This is a genomic window from Streptomyces sp. Q6 (assembly GCF_036967205.1).
Classification (GTDB): Bacteria; Actinomycetota; Actinomycetes; order Streptomycetales; family Streptomycetaceae; genus Streptomyces; species Streptomyces citrinus.
The window spans coordinates 2,741,420-2,757,891 of record NZ_CP146022.1; the positions used below are offsets into that span (position 1 = coordinate 2,741,420).

Genomic DNA, 16,472 nt, shown 5'->3' on the forward strand with positions numbered 1-16,472 from the left:
GGCCCTAGGCTGTGCGGCCGTGGGCTGTGCGGCCCTAGGTGTATTGATCACGAGCGTTGTTGACACTGGCGGGTCTTGATCATGGCGAAGACCTCCGGTGTGGTGGAGCTGTCTAGGACTGCACCACACGGAGGTCTTCGTGTCCCACCGTAATGCCCGGCTGACCGTGCACGGCAGGCGCCTGCTGGTCGAACGTGTCGCGTCCGGCCGTCCCGTCGCCCATGTCGCCGCCGAGATGGGCATCTCGCGGGCGACCGCCCATAAATGGCTCCGGCGGTGGCGAGCCGAGGGCGGGGCGGGCCTGGCCGACCGCTCCAGCAGGCCTTTGACGACACCGCATCGGACCCCGGCGAGTATCGAGGCCGACGTCTGCCGGCTGCGGACCGACCGCAAGCTCGGGCCGGCCCGGATCGGCCCGATCCTGGGACTGCCCGCCTCGACCGTGCACCGCGTTCTGACCCGCCACCGGCTGAACCGGCTGTCCTGGATCGACCGGCCGACCGGCACCGTGATCCGCCGTTACGAACGCGACCGGCCCGGCGAACTGATCCACATCGACGTGAAGAAACTCGGCCGGATTCCCGACGGCGGCGGCCACAAGGCCCTGGGCCGCCAGGCCGGCCGCGTCACCCGCAACAACATGGGTTACGACTACATCCACTCGGCCGTCGACGACCACTCCCGCCTCGCCTACAGCGAGATCCACCCGGACGAGAAGGCCGCGACCTGCGCGGCCTTCCTCACCCGCGCGGCCGCGTTCTTCGCCGAGATGGGCATCACCCGCATCGAACGCGTGCTGACGGACAACGCCTGGGCCTACCGCAAGGGCCTGGCCTGGAAGAACGTCCTGGCCGAACTCGGCGCGAGTGGCAAGCTCACCCGCGCCTACCGGCCCCAGACCAACGGCAAGGTCGAACGCTTCAACCGCACCCTGCTCGAGGAATGGGCCTACCTGCGGCTCTACACCTCAAACGACGAACGCACCGCGGCCCTGGCAGACTTCCTGCACACCTACAACCACCACCGCAGCCACACCGCACTCGGCGGCCAGCCACCCATCACCCGCGTCAACAACCCTGCGGGTCAATACACCTAGGCCGTGCGGATTCCATCACGGGAGGGGCCGAGCGACGATGCAGGCACCGGAGTCGGCCCGCGCGAGGACCGCGGCCCTGGACACCGCCACCGCCCTCGGTCTACCGGCCACCGAGGCGCTCGTCCTCCACGACTCGAACAAACTGACCCTGCGCCTGCTCCCCTGCGACGTCGTGGCCCGCGTGGCACCGGCCGCGCACGGGGTCGCCCGGTTCGAGATCGCGCTCGCCCAGCGGCTCACCGAGGCCGGCTGCCCGGTCGCCACGCCCGCCTGTGGACCGCGCGTCCTCGAACGCGACGGCTTCGACATCACCCTGTGGACGTACTACGCGCCCACGCCCCGGCCCGAGATCCCCGCGCCCGCCTACGCCCAGGCGCTCCACCGCCTGCACAGCGGCATGCGCACCCTGGACGTCCCGACCCCGCACTACACGGACCGGATCGCCCAGGCCATGCGCCTCCTGGCGGACCCCGACCGCACCCCGGCACTCGCCGACGCGGACCGGGCACTGCTCCGCGCCACCCTCAGCGACCTGAGCCGCGTGGTGGCCGAGCACGGTGGCCCCGAGCAACTCCTGCACGGCGAGCCCCACCCGGGCAACCTGCTCGCCACGGAGAGCGGCCCACGGTTCATCGACTTCGAGACATGCTGCCGCGGCCCCGTCGCCTTCGACCTGGCCCACGCACCCGAAGAGGTCGGCGCGCACTGTCCGGGCGTCGACCAGACCGTCCTGCGCGCCTGCCGGACGCTCGTCCTCGCGATGGTCACCACCTGGCGCTGGGACCGCGACGACCGCCTCCCGAACGGCCGCCGCCTGGCCACGGAGTGGCTCGGGCGGCTCCGGGATGCGGCCCATGGAGTGACAAATGACCCGCCACTGTTTTAGTGACGGGTCATCAGGTTACGTACAGGCAGGTCAGAACGATTCTGCTCTACCAACCTTGGTGGGGCGGGTGGGACTCGAACCCACGGCCGACGGATTATGAGTCCGCTGCTCTAACCGGCTGAGCTACCGCCCCGTCACGGCGTGGCGCGTACAAGTGTGCGCGCCGTCTGCCGCAGCATAGCCGCTCATACGATCTCCTGCCTCGGATGGTTCGGCTCTGCACGACCTTGAGGACTCCGCAGGTACGCGGTCGGTTCCACCGCGCACGAAAAAGCCCCCCGGCGTGTTCACCGAGGGGGCTTGTTCGACAGCTCTCCCGACTGGACTCGAACCAGTAACCTGCCGATTAACAGTCGGCTGCTCTGCCAATTGAGCTACAGGAGATCGAGCTCCCCCGACTGGACTCGAACCAGTAACCTGCCGATTAACAGTCGGCTGCTCTGCCAATTGAGCTACAGGGGAATGTCTCGTTGCTTCGAACGTACCTACCTGGGTACTTGCCAGGCGGCGTGCGCTCGCTGCGACACATACATTAGCGCAAGCAGGGGGGTGCTCCGCCAATCGGTATCCCCCCTGCGATCACCGAGCCTGTCAGATACGACCTCGAACCTTGCTAGGGAAGGGTGGCCGACATGCGCTACCGGCTCACATTCATCGGCGGTCTGGCCCTGGGTTACGTGCTGGGGACGCGGGCCGGCCGCGAGCGGTACGAGAAGTTGAAGAAGACCGCACGCGAGATCTCCCAGAACCCCACGGTGCGCAACACCGCGGAGTCCGCCGCACAGCAGACCCGGACCTACGCCGGGAAGGCGTTCCACTCCGTGAGCGAGAAGGTCGAGAGCCGGGTCCCCGACTCGGTGGCCGACCGCGTCCGCTCACTGCGGGATCGCGGCGACCGGACCGAGAGCGACGACTGGGGCACCAGCAACACGTAGCGGTACGGGAGTGGCGCGCGGTACGGCAGAATTTCCGGCATGGGGATAGTCGCCGGGCTGGACAGTTCGCCCGATTTCACACGCATCGTCGTTTGTGACGCGGACACCGGGGCCGTGCTCCGGCAGGGGTACGCCCCGCATCCGCTGGAGACGGCCGAAGGGGGCGGTCGGCCCTCCGACGTGGATCCCCAGGCCTGGCTGCTGTCGCTCGGCGAAGCCGCGGGCGGCGGGCTGCTCGAAGGCGTGCAGGCCATCGGCGTCTCGGCGCAGCAGAACGCCCTGGTGCCGCTGGACGCCCAGGGCAACACCGTGCGCCCGGCCCTGGTGGGCGGCGACAAGCGGGCGCAGGCGGCCGCCGCGGACCTGATCGACCGGCTCGGCTCGCGCGAGGCGTGGGCCGAGGCCGTCGGCTGCGTGCCGCAGGCGCCGCTGCCGATCGCGAAGCTGCGCTGGCTCGCGCGGACCGAGCCGGAGAACGCGCAGCGGGTGGGCACCCTTCTACAGGCCCACGACTGGCTCGTGTGGCAGCTGCTCGGGCGCCCCGCGCGCCGGACCACCGACCGGGGCGGCGCCTCGGGCACCGGGTACTGGTCGGCGGCGAGCGGCTCGTGGCGGCCCGACCTCGTGGAGCTCGCGCTGGGGCACCAGGCGGTGCTGCCGGAGGTGCTCGGTCCCGGCGACGCCGCGGGGACGACCCCGGAGGGGTTGATCATCTCGGCCGGGACCGGGGAGACCATGGCCGCCGCGTTCGGGCTCGGGGTGCGGGCCGGCGACGCCGTCGTGTCGCTCGGGGCCTCCGGTTCCGTGATGGCCGTGCACCATGAGGCGCTGGTCGACTCCAGCGGTGCCATTACGTCGCTCGCCGACGCGACCGGCATGCATCTGCCGGTGGTGCATACGTTGAACGCGGTGCGGGCGCCCCGCGCCACCGCGGAGATGCTGGGGCTCGACGGAGGGCTCGAGGAGCTGTCCGAGCTCGCCGTGAAGTCGACACCGGGCGCCCACGGTCTCGTACTCCTGCCGTATCTGGAGGGCGAGAAGACGCCGAACCTGCCGCACACCGCGGGGACGCTGAGCGGGCTGCGGCGGGAGTCCATGCGGCCCGAGCATCTGGCGCGCGCGGCCTTCGAGGGCATGCTGTGCGGGCTCGCGGACGCGCTGGACGTGCTGCGCGGGCGGGGTGTCGAGGTGCGGCGGGTGTTCCTGCTGGGCGCGGCCGCCGAGCTGCACGCAGTACAGGGTGCGGCGCCGATGCTGTTCGGGACGCAGGTCGTGGTGCCGCAGCCCGCGGACTACGCGGCGATCGGCGCGGCGCGCCAGGCCGCGTGGGCGATGACCGGGCAGCTGCCGATGTGGCAGGGCGCGGCCACCCAGGTCTTCGAGCCGGGCGAGGAGCTGGCGGTCGGGCAGGCGGTGCGCCAGCAGTACCGGGCGGTGCGGGAGCAGATCCACCCCGGTGCGTTCGCCTGACGGTCCGCCGTAGCACCCCGTGGCCGGTCTTTGAACGCTCTTGGGTCAATCGGTTGAGGTAACGCGGGTGGAGTGTCCGACGATAGGGGTCCATGCGTCTTCGTTTCGCCCGTCGGGACGAGGACGTACCGCTCTCCCCCGTCGCCCTCCCCTGTCCACCGCTCACCCTCAGACCGCCGACCCACGAGAGACAGAGCGTGCTCATACAACTCCTGCGGACCTATCTCGGGCCGTACAAGAAACCCATCGGGCTGCTGGTGCTGCTGCAGTTCCTGCAGACCTGTGCCGCGCTGTACCTGCCCACGCTGAACGCGGACATCATCGACAACGGTGTCGTCAACGGCGACACCGGCTACATCCTGACCTTCGGCGCCCTGATGCTGGGCGTCACCGTCGTGCAGGTCGTCTGCAACACCGGCGCCGTCTACTTCGGCGCGCGCACCGCCGCCGCTCTCGGGCGGGACATGCGGGGCGGGATCTTCGACCGGGTGCAGTCGTTCTCGGCGCGTGAGGTCGGCCAGTTCGGGGCGCCCTCGCTGATCACCCGGACCACGAACGACGTGCAGCAGGTCCAGATGCTGGTGCTCATGGGCTTCACGCTCATGGTGTCGGCGCCGATCATGTGCGTCGGCGGTGTGGTCATGGCCCTGGGGCTCGACGTGCCGCTGTCCGGTGTGCTGCTCGCCGTGCTGCCGGTGATGGCGATCGTGCTGTCGCTGATCATCCGCAGGATGCGACCGCTGTTCCGGTCCATGCAGGTCAAGCTGGACACGGTGAACCGGGTGCTGCGCGAGCAGATCACCGGCAACCGCGTCATCCGCGCCTTCGTGCGCGACGACTTCGAGAAGGACCGGTTCGGCCGGGCCAACTGGGATCTGACGGAGACGTCGCTGGCCACCGGCCGGATCATGGCGCTGATGTTCCCGTTCGTCATGACGATCGTGAACGTCGCCTCGATCGCCGTCGTCTGGTTCGGCGCGCACCGGATCAACAGCGGCGGCATGCAGATCGGTGACCTGACCGCGTTCCTCGCGTATCTGATGCAGATCGTGATGAGCGTGATGATGGCCACCTTCATGTTCATGCAGGTGCCGCGCGCCGAGGTGTGCGCCGAGCGCATCCAGGAGGTCCTCGCGACCGAGTCGAGCGTCGTGCCGCCGGCCCCCGAGAACTCCGTACGGGAACTGCGGCGGCGCGGGCACCTGGAGATCCGGGGCGCCGACTTCGGCTACCCGGGCGCCGAGGAGCCCGTGCTGCGCGGGGTCGACCTGATCGCGCTGCCCGGCGAGACCACCGCGGTCATCGGCTCGACCGGCAGCGGCAAGTCGACGCTGCTCGGGCTCGTGCCGCGGCTGTACGACACCACCGCGGGCGTCGTGTACGTCGACGGCGAGGACGTCCGCGAGATCGATCCGGTCCTGATGGCGAAGACCGTCGGACTCGTCCCGCAGAAGCCGTACCTGTTCTCCGGGACCGTCGGCTCGAACCTGCGGTACGGGCATCCCGACGCGACCGACGAGGAGCTGTGGCACGCGCTGGAGGTGGCGCAGGCCAAGGACTTCGTCTCCCGCCTCGAAGGCGGGCTGGACGCGCCGATCACGCAGGGCGGGACGAACGTCTCGGGTGGTCAGCGGCAGCGGCTCGCGATCGCGCGCACGCTCGTGCAGCGGCCCGAGATCTATCTCTTCGACGACTCCTTCTCCGCGCTCGACTACGCCACCGACGCGGCGCTGCGCCGTGCGCTGGGGGCGGAGACGGCCGACTCGACCGTGGTGATCGTGGCCCAGCGGGTCGCGACGATCCGCGACGCGGACCGGATCATCGTGCTCGACGAGGGCCGGGTGGTCGGCACCGGGCGCCACCACGAGCTGATGGCCGGGAACGAGACGTACCGGGAGATCGTCCTCTCCCAGCTGACGGAAGCGGAGGCCGCCTGATGAGTGGGCCGATGGCGGCGCGGATGGCGGCCGGTGGGCCCAACGCGCGCTCGATGGACTTCAAGGGGTCGGGCAAGCGGCTCCTGAAGCGGCTCGCGGCGCATCGCGCGTCGGTGGTCGGGGTGCTGGTCGCGGTGGTGATCAGTGTGGGCCTTTCGGTGGTCGGGCCGAAGATCCTGGGGCACGCCACCGACCTGCTGTTCGGCGGGATCGTCGGCGGGCAGCTGCCGGCCGGGCAGACCAAGGAGCAGGTCATCGAGGGCCTGCGGGCCAAGGGTGACGGCGGCATGGCCGACATGCTCGGCGGCGTCGACTTCACGCCCGGCCAGGGCGTGGACTTCGGGGCGATCGGCGAGGTGCTGCTGCTCGCGCTCGCGGTGTTCGCGGTGGCGGGCGTGTCCATGATGATCGGCACGCGGCTGGCCAACCGGGCGATCAACCTGGCCGTGGCGAAGCTCCGCGGCGACATGCAGGCGAAGCTGTCGCGGCTTCCGCTGTCGTACTACGACAAGCAGAAGCGCGGCGAGGTGCTGAGCCGGGCGACGAACGACATCGACAACATCGGGCAGACGCTCCAGCAGACGATGGGGCAGATGCTCAACTCGCTGCTGACCATCGTCGGCGTCCTCGTGATGATGTTCTGGATCTCGTGGCTGCTCGCGCTGGTCGCGCTGGTGACGGTGCCGCTGTCGGTGCTCGTCGCGGCGAAGGTCGGCAAGCGGTCGCAGCCGCAGTTCGTGCAGCAGTGGAAGACCACGGGTGTGCTGAACGCGCACGTCGAGGAGATGTACACGGGCCACAACCTGGTGAAGGTGTTCGGGCGGCAGCAGGAGTCGGCCGAGCAGTTCGCCGAGCAGAACGAAGCGCTGTACGAGGCCTCGTTCAAGGCGCAGTTCAACAGCGGCATCATGCAGCCGCTGATGTTCTTCATCTCGAACCTGAACTATGTGCTGGTCGCCGTGGTCGGCGGGTTGAGGGTGGCCAGCGGGTCGCTCTCCATCGGCGACGTGCAGGCCTTCATCCAGTACTCGCGGCAGTTCTCGATGCCGCTGACGCAGGTGGCGTCGATGGCGAACCTGGTGCAGTCGGGTGTCGCGTCCGCCGAGCGGATCTTCGAACTCCTCGACGCGGAGGAGCAGTCGGCGGATCCGGTGCCGGGTGCGAAGCCGCAGAACCTGCGCGGGCACGTCGAGTTCGAGCACGTCGCCTTCCGCTACGACGAGGACAAGCCGCTCATCGAGGACCTCTCGCTGACGGCGGAGCCGGGGCACACGGTCGCGATCGTCGGGCCGACGGGCGCGGGCAAGACCACGCTCGTCAATCTGCTGCTGCGGTTCTACGACGTCACCGGGGGGCGCATCACGCTCGACGGGGTCGACATCGCGACGATGTCGCGCGACGAACTGCGGGCCGGTATCGGCATGGTGCTCCAGGACACCTGGCTGTTCGGCGGCACCATCGCGGAGAACATCGCGTACGGCGCCGCGAAGGACGTCTCGCCGGAGGAGATCGAGGAGGCGGCGCGGGCCGCGCACGCCGACCGGTTCATCCGGACGCTGCCCGACGGGTACGACACCGTGATCGACGACGAGGGCACGGGCGTCAGCGCGGGTGAGAAGCAGCTCATCACCATCGCGCGGGCCTTCCTGTCCGACCCCGTGATACTGGTCCTCGACGAGGCGACCAGCTCGGTGGACACCCGGACCGAGGTGCTCATCCAGAAGGCCATGGCGCGGCTCGCCGCCGGTCGTACGTCGTTCGTCATCGCGCACCGTCTGTCGACGATCCGCGATGCCGACACGATTCTGGTCATGGAGAACGGGGCGATCGTGGAGCAGGGCTCGCACGACGCGCTGGTCGCCTCCGGCGGGGCTTATCAGCGGTTGTACGAGGCCCAGTTCGCTCAGGCGGTCGCCGAGGTCGACTGATCGGGAAGCCCTGCCGGGGTTGCGGTCGCGGGGCTCCGCCCCGGACCTCGCGCCTCAGTCGCCGGCGGGGCTTGATCAGCTTCAGTCCAAGTAACCCCTCAGCTGGTCCGCGAAGGCGTGGTCCCTGAGTTTGTTGAGGGTCTTGGACTCGATCTGGCGGATGCGTTCCCGTGTCACCCCGAAGATGCGGCCGATCTCCTCCAGGGTGCGGGGGCGGCCGTCGGCGAGGCCGTAGCGGAGCTGGACGACCTTGCGCTCGCGCTCCCCGAGCGTCGACAGGACGGCCTCCAGGTGTTCCCTGAGCAGGAGGAACGCCGCCGATTCCACGGGGCTGGTCGCGTCGCCGTCCTCGATGAGGTCGCCGAGCGCGACGTCGTCCTCCTCGCCCACCGGGGCGTGCAGGGAGACGGGTTCCTGGGCCAGCCGCAGGACTTCGCTGACCCGCTCGTGCGGGAGGTCCAGGTGGGCCGCGACCTCTTCCGGTGTCGGTTCGTAGCCGCGTTCCTGAAGCATGCGGCGCTGCACCCGGACGACGCGGTTGATGAGTTCGACGACGTGGACCGGGACGCGGATCGTGCGGGCCTGGTCGGCGAGGGCCCGGCTCATCGCCTGGCGGATCCACCAGGTCGCGTACGTCGAGAACTTGTAGCCGCGGGCGTAGTCGAACTTCTCGACGGCCCGGATCAGGCCGAGGTTTCCCTCCTGGACCAGGTCGAGCATGGTCAGGCCGCGGCCCACGTACCGCTTGGCCACGGAGACGACCAGGCGCAGGTTCGCCTCGATGAGGCGGCGCTTGGCCATCCGGCCCATGACGACCAGTTTGTCGAGGTCGAGGGCGAGTTGGGAGTCCAGGTCGGGGGCGTGGGCGAGCTTCTCCTCGGCGAACAGGCCCGCTTCGACGCGGCGCGCGAGCTCCACCTCGTCCGCGGCGGTGAGCAGCGGGATGCGGCCGATCTCGCGCAGGTACTGGCGGAACAGGTCGGAGGACGGGCCGCTGGTGTCGGCGCGGGCGCCGCGCACGGGTTCGGGCGGTTCGACCGGTTCGGTGGCCGTGGGCTCGTCCGGCGCTTCGGGGTCCGCGGCGTCCGCCTCCGGGTGGTGCGCGGCACGACTCTGGGGCGGCACCGTGGTGAGGACGTCGCTGTCCGCCACGGCTGCCGGATCGGTGAGGGCCTGCGCTGTGCTGTCGCTCTGACTGAGGGTCTGGGTCTGCACGGGGGCGACCTCCAAGGTGATCGCTGCTGAGGCGTGCGGCCGAGGGGCGTCAGCGGCGGCCTCGCCGCTGTCCGTCCCGTACACGATGAGCGGAACCGCGGGGGTGTCGGACCCGTTGTCCGGGGTCCGGCCGCGCTCCGAGGACTCAGGCACCGCAACCCAGTGTGGAGTACGACACAGTGCCGCCACGAGGGGCGTGCGTTGACTTTTTGAGTCCGGTGCGTGACCGCGCGGTTACCGTGATGTACGGGTGCCCACTCTGCCCCGACCGATACGGCTACAAACAGCGCGTGAATGTGCGGCCGGGCGCGCGGTCCGCTCTAGAGCGCTTCCGCGCCTCGCTCGCGCAGGGCCTGCCCGTACTGCTGGAGCACCCACAACTCGTTCTGCACGGCTGCCAGTTGGGTCGGGTCGCCGCCGGAGCCGAGGCGGGTCAGGGTGCCCTGGACATCGCGGATGCGGCGGTCGACGGCGCGCCGGCGGACCCAGACGAGCTGCTCGCCCGCGTACGCCTCGTCGACGGTCTTGCGGTGGATCGCCTCGACGGCGAGCTCGGTCACCATGGCCCGCACCGCGTCGTCGGGTGCCGCGTCACGGACCCTGACCAGGTACTCGTGCGGGTCCTGGATGCCCTGCTCGGCGCCGCCCGCCTCCAGGACCGCCAGGCGTACGGCGGCGTAGGGCGCGGCCGTGAACTCGTCGATCCCGTAGGCGTCGAAGGCCGGGGAGACCAGGTGCGGGTACTGGAGGGCGAGCTTGAGGAGCTCGCGCTCGGTCGCGTAGACCGGGTTGCGCAGGGTGAGCGCGGGGCCGCCGAACGCGGGGCCCGAGGCGGCCTCCACCGGGGCCTGGCCGCGCGTGGGCGCCGGGCCCTTGCCGCCTCGGTCGCGCGCCCAGCGGGCCAGCTGCGCGACCCGCTTGACGACGAACTGGGTGTCGAGGATGCCGAGCATGCCGGCGAGCTGGACGGCGACCTCGTGCTGCGAGGCGCTGTTCTTGATACGGGCGACGACGGGCGCCGCCTCGTCGAGCGCGGCGGCGCGGCCCGCCGGGGTCTCCAGGTCGTAGCGGCCGACGATCTGGCGCAGCGCGAACTCGAAGAGCGGCGTGCGGGGTTCGACCAGGTCGGCGACCGCTTCGTCGCCCTTGGCGAGGCGCAGGTCGCACGGGTCCATGTTGTCCGGCGCGATCGCGATGTACGTCTCGGCGGCGAACTTCTGGTCGTCCTCGAAGGCGCGCAGGGCGGCCTTCTGGCCCGCCGCGTCGCCGTCGAAGGTGAAGATCACCCGGGCCGAGCCGTTGTCCATCAGGAGGCGGCGCAGGATCTTGATGTGGTCGGTGCCGAAGGCCGTGCCGCAGGTCGCGATGGCGGTGGTGACACCGGCGAGGTGGCAGGCCATGACGTCCGTGTAGCCCTCGACGACGACCGCTCGGCTGGACTTGGCGATGTCCTTCTTCGCGAGGTCGATGCCGTACAGGACCTGGGACTTCTTGTAGATCGGCGTTTCGGGCGTGTTCAGGTACTTGGGGCCGTTGTCGTCGTCGCGCAGACGGCGGGCGCCGAAGCCGACGACCTCGCCGCCGATGTCGCGGATCGGCCACATGAGGCGGCCGCGGAACCGGTCGATGGGGCCGCGGCGGCCCTCCTGGGAGATCCCGGAGAGGGTCAGCTCCTTGTCGCTGAAGCCCTTGCCGCGCAGATAGCGGGTGAGGTGGTCCCAGCCGGCCGGGCTGTAGCCGACGCCGAAGTGGGCGGCGGCGGCCTGGTCGAAGCCGCGCTCGGCGAGGAACTTGCGGCCGATCTCGGCCTCGGGCGACTCCAGCTGCTCCGCGTAGAACTGGGCGGCCGCCTTGTGCGCCTCGACGAGGCGGATCCGCTCGCCGCGCTGGTTCTGCGGGTTGTACCCGCCCTCCTCGTAGCGGAGCGTGATGCCGGCCTGGCCGGCGAGGCGCTCCACCGCTTCGGAGAACGTGAGGTGGTCGACCTTCATCACGAACGTGATGGTGTCGCCGCCCTCCTGGCAGCCGAAGCAGTGGAAGAACCCCTTGCTCGGGCTGACCTGGAAGGACGGGGACTTCTCGTCGTGGAAGGGGCACAGGCCCTTCAGGTTGCCGCCGCCCGCGTTGCGCAGTTGCAGGTACTCGGACACCACGGCGTCGATCGGGACCGCGTCCCGAACCGCCTTCACGTCCTCGTCATTGATCCTGCCTGCCACGCGGCAAGTCTACGGTCCCGCACCGACACTCCCGTTACGCCTCCAGAAGATCGTTCAGCGGGACGCTGGGGTCCGACAGGCGCTCGGCGCCGGGCCGTACGCCGGAGCGGATCAGCTCCTGGATGGGCTCCGTGACGTCCCACACATTCACGTTCATCCCGGCGAGGACCTGTCCGTCCTTGAGCCAGAAGGCGATGAACTCGCGCTTGCCCGCGTCGCCGCGGAGCACGACCTGGTCGTACGTGCCCGGGGGTGCCCAGCCCGAGTACTCCAGGCCCAGGTCGTACTGGTCGGAGAAGAAGTAGGGCACGCGGTCGTAGCGGACGTCCTTGCCGAGCATGGCGCGGGCGGCGGCCGGTCCCCCGTTCAGGGCGTTGGCCCAGTGCTCGACGCGCAGTGTGGCCGAGAAGAGCGGGTGCCGGAGCGCGGCCACGTCACCGGCCGCGTAGATGTCGGGGTCGGACGTGCACAGCCGCTCGTCGACGGCGATGCCGCCGCCGTGCCGCCGGTCGACCAGGGTCAGGCCCGCGGCCTCGGCGAGCGCGGTGCGCGGGGCCGCGCCGATCGCGGCGAGCACGTCGTGCGCGGGGTGCTCCTCGCCGTCGTCGGTCTGCGCCGCGAGCACCATGCCGTCCTGGCCGACGATGCCGGTGAGCTTCGCGCCGAAGTGGAAGCGGACGCCGTGGTCGCTGTGCAGCTCGGTGAAGATCTGCCCGACCTCGGGGCCGAGCACGGCGTGCAGCGGGGTGGCCTCCGGCTCGACGACGGTGACCTCGGCGCCGTACTCGCGGGCGGCCGCGGCGACCTCCAGGCCGATCCAGCCGGCGCCGGCGATCACCAGGTGGCCGTTGTCCCTGCCCAGCGCGGCCAGGACGTTCTTCAGCCGCTCGGCGTGGGCGAGGCGGCGCAGGTGGTGGACGCCGGCGAGGTGCGTGCCGGGGATGTCCATACGGCGCGGCTCGGCGCCGGTGGCCAGCAGCAGCTTGTCGTAGCGGATGACGGTGGCGTCGCCGAGGTGCACCGTCCTCGCGTCCCGGTCGATGGTGGTGACCGTCTGACCCAGGTGCAGCTCGATGTCGTTGCTCGCGTACCAGGCCGGTTCGTGGACGAAGACGCTGTCCCGGTCCTCCTTGCCCTGGAGGTAGCCCTTGGACAGGGGTGGGCGTTCGTAGGGGTGGTCCCGTTCGTCGCCGATGAGGATGACTCGCCCGGTGAACCCCTCCGAGCGGAGCGTCTCGGCGGCCTTCGCACCGGCGAGCCCTCCTCCGACGATGACGAACGTCTGGTCCGCGTCGACCACTTGATGCCTCCTCGTTGCCATGCCGTCTTGTGCGAGCGTCCCGCACGCAGCGTGATGCGGGAAGGGGGCGTGGCCCGAACAGACCATCTTTTCGTCACGCCCAGTGGTCGCGGGGCGGGGAGGGAAACGTTCCGAACCGCCGCGCGGGACCCGTCAGTCGGCGCCCGGCCGGTCGGCTCTGAGGCGGGCGTGCAGCGAGCGGGCCGAGGCGTCGGTGAGGGACGCGATCTGGTCGACGATGACGCGCTTTCTCGTACGGTCGTCGGGCGCGTCGTCGAACAGGGCGCGGAACTGGGGGTCGAGGCCGTCCGGCGCGCGGGCCGTGAGGGCCTCGGCCAGCTCGGCGACGACGACGCGCTGGTCGGCGCGGAGCCGCTCCTGCTGGGGGCGCTGCATCACGTACCGGTCGGCGACGGCCTTGAGGACCGCGCACTCGTACCGGGCGGCGCGCGGGACGACGAGCTCCGCGCCGTAGCGGGTCAGGCGGCCGGTGCCGTACCGCTCGCGGGTCGCGCCCTCGGCGGCGAGGCAGAAGCGGCCGATGAGCTGGCTGGTGGCGTCCTTCAAGCGGGCCTGGGCGACCGCCGTGCCGTCGTAGCCGTGCGGCCACCACTCCTGGTCGAGGAGCCGGTCGAGGGCGGCGGACAGCTCGGCGGGGTCCGTGTCGCCCGGCACATAGCGCCCGATGGCGACGGTGAAGATCTCGGCGCGCTCGGGCTCCGCGTGCAGCACGTTCGGATCGAGGTGGCCCGCGTGCAGGCCGTCCTCCAGGTCGTGCACGGAGTACGCGACGTCGTCCGACCAGTCCATGACCTGCGCCTCGAAGCAGGTGCGGCGGCCTGGCGCCTCCTTCCTGATCCAGTCGAAGACCGGCCGGTCGTCCTCGTACACGCCGAACTTCGACGAGTGCGGGTCGGTGGGGTGCTCGCCGCGCGGCCACGGGTACTTGGTGGCGGCGTCGAGAGCGGCCCGGGTGAGGTTCAGCCCCACGCTGACGAGCTCGCCCGACTCCTCGGAGCGCACGAAGCGCTTGGGTTCGATGCGGGTGAGCAGGCGCAGCGACTGTGCGTTCCCCTCGAAGCCGCCGCAGTCCTGCGCCACCTCGTTCAACGCCTGCTCGCCGTTGTGACCGAAGGGTGGGTGGCCCAGGTCGTGGGAGAGGCAGGCCGTCTCGACCAGGTCCGGGTCGCAGCCGAGGGCGGCGCCGAGCTCACGGCCGACCTGGGCGCACTCCAGGGAGTGGGTGAGGCGGGTGCGGGGGCTCGCGTCCCAGTGCCGGCTGCGCGTGCCGGGCGTGACGACCTGGGTCTTGCCCGCGAGTCTGCGCAGTGCCGACGAGTGCAGGACGCGGGCGCGGTCGCGCTGGAACGCGGTGCGCCCCGGGCGCTTGTCGGGCTCGGGAGCCCAGCGCTCCACCGCGCCGTCGTCATACGCGGTCGCGCCTTCGTACGTGCTGCTGCCGTCCATGCACTGACAGTAAGGGCACCCACTGACATTGAGGACGGGGCGGGTGGGGTCAGGCGGACGCCAGGTGTCGTGCGGCGCTCTCGGGGGCGGTCGTCAGGGCGGTGTCGTAGCGGTGCAGGACGAGCCGGGCGAGGGCCGGGTGGGTGCCGAGCGGGGCGGCGACGATGCCGGGGGCCGCTTCGGCCGACTCGGTGGCGAACCGGCCCGGCGCCGTGAAGTACGAGGCGAGCGCCACGCGGTGGCGGCCGCGGGCGGCGAGGACGCGGACCGCGGTGGCGACGTCCGGACCGGCGGCGGAGGCGTAGGCGGGGACGACCGGGACGCCGAGGCGGCGGGCGAGCAGCGCGGCGGTGCGGTGGGTGTCGACGGCGGCTTCCGGGTCGCGCGATCCGGAGGCGGCGAGGATGACGCCGGTGTGGCGGCGGGCTCGCTCGGACAGGTGTGCGGGCCAGCCCGCCTCGGTCAGGCGGTCGTGCAGCGCGTCGACGAGCAGGGGGTGCGGGCCGAGCGGGGCGGCGACGCGGGTGAGCAGGTGCTCGGCGGCGGCCGCGGCCCGCGGGATGTCCTGCTTGACGTGGTAGCCGCGGGACAGCAGCAGCGGTACGAGGACGGCGCGGCCCGCGGGGAGTTCGGCGAGGGTGTCGCTCAGCAGGGGATCGTTCAGCTCGATGTGTCCGAGGCGGACGGTCAGCCCGGGGCGCTCTTCACGTATCCGCTCGATGAGCGCGGTGACGGTGGCGAGGGCGCGCGGGTCGCGGCTGCCGTGCGCCACGAGGACCAGGGCGGGCGGGCGCGGGCGGCCCCGCAGGGAGCTCGGGGAGCGCGGGGACATGTGGCTGAGCTGGGCGCCGAGCTGGGTGCTGATCATGCTGAGAATTCCCGCCGTGCTGTCTAGGTGGTCCGTCCGGGGGTCCGTCGTGCTCCGGTCCGTCGTGCTCCGGTCCGTCGTGCTCCGGTCCGTCGTGCTCCGGTCCGTCGTGCTCCGGTTCGTCGTGCCGTGGTTCATCGTGGCGTGGTGCGTCGTGCGGGGCTGGATGGTGCCGTACGACTCGTCCGTCATGGAGCGATCCTGCCGGGCGGTGGTTGCCGGGCTGTTGCGGGGCGGTGACGGGTCCGGTTGCGGGGGCTTCACGGTCGGGGTGGGCGTGAGGTGAGCCCGGGGAACGTGAACCGTCCGGGCCCGCGGGACGTCTCCATGAACCACAGGCCGCACCACGAGCACGTCGTCCGACCAGGGGGTCCTTCATGCGTCTGTCCGCGTCCGCCCTTCCACGGCCGCGTCTGCCCCGCCTGCCCCGTACCCGCGCCGGGCAGCGGCGGGCGGTGCAGGCGCTGATGGGGCTGTGCGTGCTGGCGCTGCTGCCGGCGACGTGGCTGTTCGTGTCGACCGGGGACCGGCTGCGGTCGGTCGCGGACGTGCCGCGCACGGACGTGGCGGTGGTGTTCGGCGCGGGGCTGTGGGACGGGAAGCCGTCCCCGTACCTGGCCCACCGGCTCGACGCGGCGGCCGAGCTGTACCGGGACGGGCGGATCCGGGTGGTCCTCGTCACCGGGGACAACAGCCGCACGGAGTACGACGAGCCGAGCGCGATGCGGGCGTATCTGGCCCGGCGCGGGGTGCCGGAGCGGGCGGTGGTGAACGACTACGCGGGGTTCGACACCTGGGACTCGTGCGTCCGCGCGAAGAAGATCTTCGGGGTCGACCGGGCGGTGCTGATCAGCCAGGGCTTCCACATCCGGCGGGCGGTCGCGCTCTGCGAGGCGGCGGGCGTCGCGTCGTACGGCGTCGGGGTCGCCGAGCCGCACGACGTGACGTGGTACGGGGGTGGGGCGCGGGAGGTCTTCGCGGCGGGGAAGGCGGCGGTGGACGCGGTGGTGCGGCCCGCTCCGCGGTTCTTGGGGGGCCGGGAGGACGGGGTGCGGCGGGCCTTGAGTGCGGGGCGCTGACCGTGAGGGCTCGTTGCCGGGTGCGGCGCCGTCGTGGCCGGTCGCGCGGTTCCCCGCGCCCCTGAGGCGGCGGCT

General features: G+C 71.3%; 12 protein-coding genes and 3 tRNA genes. 7 read left to right on the forward strand and 8 right to left on the reverse strand.

The annotated features are described in order from the left end of the window. Positions 1 to 139: 139 nt before the first annotated feature. Together V2W30_RS12800 and V2W30_RS12805 are read left to right on the forward strand one after the other, a co-directional pair. The gene (locus tag V2W30_RS12800) at positions 140 to 1,096 is read left to right on the forward strand and encodes an IS481 family transposase (protein ID WP_338694943.1); all 957 of its coding nucleotides are present in this window, start codon (positions 140 to 142) and stop codon (positions 1,094 to 1,096) included. A gap of 37 nt (positions 1,097 to 1,133) precedes the next feature. Continuing rightward, a complete protein-coding gene (locus V2W30_RS12805; RefSeq protein ID WP_338696235.1) occupies positions 1,134 to 1,982 on the forward strand; it encodes an aminoglycoside phosphotransferase family protein in 849 nt (282 codons plus the stop codon). Between the two features lie 56 nt (positions 1,983 to 2,038). On the opposite strand, the gene V2W30_RS12810 is transcribed toward V2W30_RS12805, so the two are convergent. The 3 genes from V2W30_RS12810 to V2W30_RS12820 form a co-directional block, all read right to left on the reverse strand. Beyond that, positions 2,039 to 2,115, reverse strand: a tRNA-Ile gene (locus tag V2W30_RS12810). A gap of 178 nt (positions 2,116 to 2,293) precedes the next feature. Continuing rightward, positions 2,294 to 2,366 (reverse strand) — tRNA-Asn (locus tag V2W30_RS12815). A 5-nt stretch (positions 2,367 to 2,371) separates the two neighbouring features. Next, positions 2,372 to 2,444: transfer RNA gene (locus V2W30_RS12820), tRNA-Asn, on the reverse strand. Between the two features lie 170 nt (positions 2,445 to 2,614). Between V2W30_RS12820 and V2W30_RS12825 the strand changes: the two genes are divergently transcribed. The 4 genes from V2W30_RS12825 (at position 2,615) to V2W30_RS12840 (ending at position 8,252) form a co-directional block, all read left to right on the forward strand. Beyond that, positions 2,615 to 2,917, forward strand: coding sequence for a YtxH domain-containing protein (locus tag V2W30_RS12825; RefSeq protein ID WP_338696237.1), 303 nt, complete (start codon positions 2,615 to 2,617; stop codon positions 2,915 to 2,917). Positions 2,918 to 2,956: 39 nt separating this feature from the next. After that, positions 2,957 to 4,387 carry an FGGY family carbohydrate kinase gene (locus V2W30_RS12830; RefSeq protein WP_338696238.1) on the forward strand — a complete coding sequence of 477 codons (1,431 nt, stop codon included), beginning with the start codon at positions 2,957 to 2,959 and terminating at the stop codon, positions 4,385 to 4,387. 197 nt (positions 4,388 to 4,584) lie between these two features. Beyond that, the gene (locus V2W30_RS12835; RefSeq protein WP_338696239.1) at positions 4,585 to 6,324 is read left to right on the forward strand and encodes an ABC transporter ATP-binding protein; all 1,740 of its coding nucleotides are present in this window, start codon (positions 4,585 to 4,587) and stop codon (positions 6,322 to 6,324) included. Beyond that, positions 6,324 to 8,252: an ABC transporter ATP-binding protein gene (locus tag V2W30_RS12840; protein ID WP_338696241.1), complete on the forward strand. Its 1,929-nt coding sequence runs from the start codon at positions 6,324 to 6,326 to the stop codon at positions 8,250 to 8,252. The genes V2W30_RS12835 and V2W30_RS12840 overlap by 1 nt, the downstream gene beginning before the upstream one ends. A gap of 81 nt (positions 8,253 to 8,333) precedes the next feature. Here the strand turns inward: V2W30_RS12840 and V2W30_RS12845 are convergent, their stop codons facing one another. The 5 genes from V2W30_RS12845 to V2W30_RS12865 form a co-directional block, all read right to left on the reverse strand. Further along, complete coding sequence (locus V2W30_RS12845; protein WP_338696243.1) at positions 8,334 to 9,620, reverse strand: RNA polymerase sigma factor; 1,287 nt, start codon at positions 9,618 to 9,620, stop codon at positions 8,334 to 8,336. Positions 9,621 to 9,787: 167 nt separating this feature from the next. Next, on the reverse strand, positions 9,788 to 11,683 hold the full coding sequence (gene dnaG, locus V2W30_RS12850; RefSeq protein ID WP_338696245.1) for a DNA primase: 1,896 nt from the start codon (positions 11,681 to 11,683) through the stop codon (positions 9,788 to 9,790). 34 nt (positions 11,684 to 11,717) lie between these two features. Beyond that, positions 11,718 to 12,983: an NAD(P)/FAD-dependent oxidoreductase gene (locus V2W30_RS12855; RefSeq protein WP_338696247.1), complete on the reverse strand. Its 1,266-nt coding sequence runs from the start codon at positions 12,981 to 12,983 to the stop codon at positions 11,718 to 11,720. Between the two features lie 153 nt (positions 12,984 to 13,136). After that, positions 13,137 to 14,450 (reverse strand): deoxyguanosinetriphosphate triphosphohydrolase, encoded by a 1,314-nt coding sequence (locus tag V2W30_RS12860; protein WP_338696248.1) that lies wholly within the window; start codon positions 14,448 to 14,450, stop codon positions 13,137 to 13,139. 49 nt (positions 14,451 to 14,499) lie between these two features. Next, positions 14,500 to 15,318, reverse strand: coding sequence for a sirohydrochlorin chelatase (locus V2W30_RS12865; RefSeq protein WP_338703584.1), 819 nt, complete (start codon positions 15,316 to 15,318; stop codon positions 14,500 to 14,502). Positions 15,319 to 15,695: 377 nt separating this feature from the next. Between V2W30_RS12865 and V2W30_RS12870 the strand changes: the two genes are divergently transcribed. Next, entirely contained in the window at positions 15,696 to 16,397 is a 702-nt protein-coding gene (locus tag V2W30_RS12870) for a SanA/YdcF family protein (protein ID WP_338696249.1), read from the forward strand. The last annotated feature ends 75 nt before the right edge of the window (positions 16,398 to 16,472 follow it).

Coding starts and splice junctions, on each gene's coding strand:
- V2W30_RS12805 (WP_338696235.1), top strand. CDS start 1,134: ATGCAGGCACCGGAGTCGGCCCGCGCGAGGACCGCGGCCCTGGACACC.
- V2W30_RS12825 (WP_338696237.1), top strand. CDS start 2,615: ATGCGCTACCGGCTCACATTCATCGGCGGTCTGGCCCTGGGTTACGTG.
- V2W30_RS12830 (WP_338696238.1), top strand. CDS start 2,957: ATGGGGATAGTCGCCGGGCTGGACAGTTCGCCCGATTTCACACGCATC.
- V2W30_RS12840 (WP_338696241.1), top strand. CDS start 6,324: ATGAGTGGGCCGATGGCGGCGCGGATGGCGGCCGGTGGGCCCAACGCG.
- V2W30_RS12860 (WP_338696248.1), bottom strand. CDS start 14,450: ATGGACGGCAGCAGCACGTACGAAGGCGCGACCGCGTATGACGACGGC.
- V2W30_RS12865 (WP_338703584.1), bottom strand. CDS start 15,318: ATGATCAGCACCCAGCTCGGCGCCCAGCTCAGCCACATGTCCCCGCGC.
- V2W30_RS12870 (WP_338696249.1), top strand. CDS start 15,696: ATGCGTCTGTCCGCGTCCGCCCTTCCACGGCCGCGTCTGCCCCGCCTG.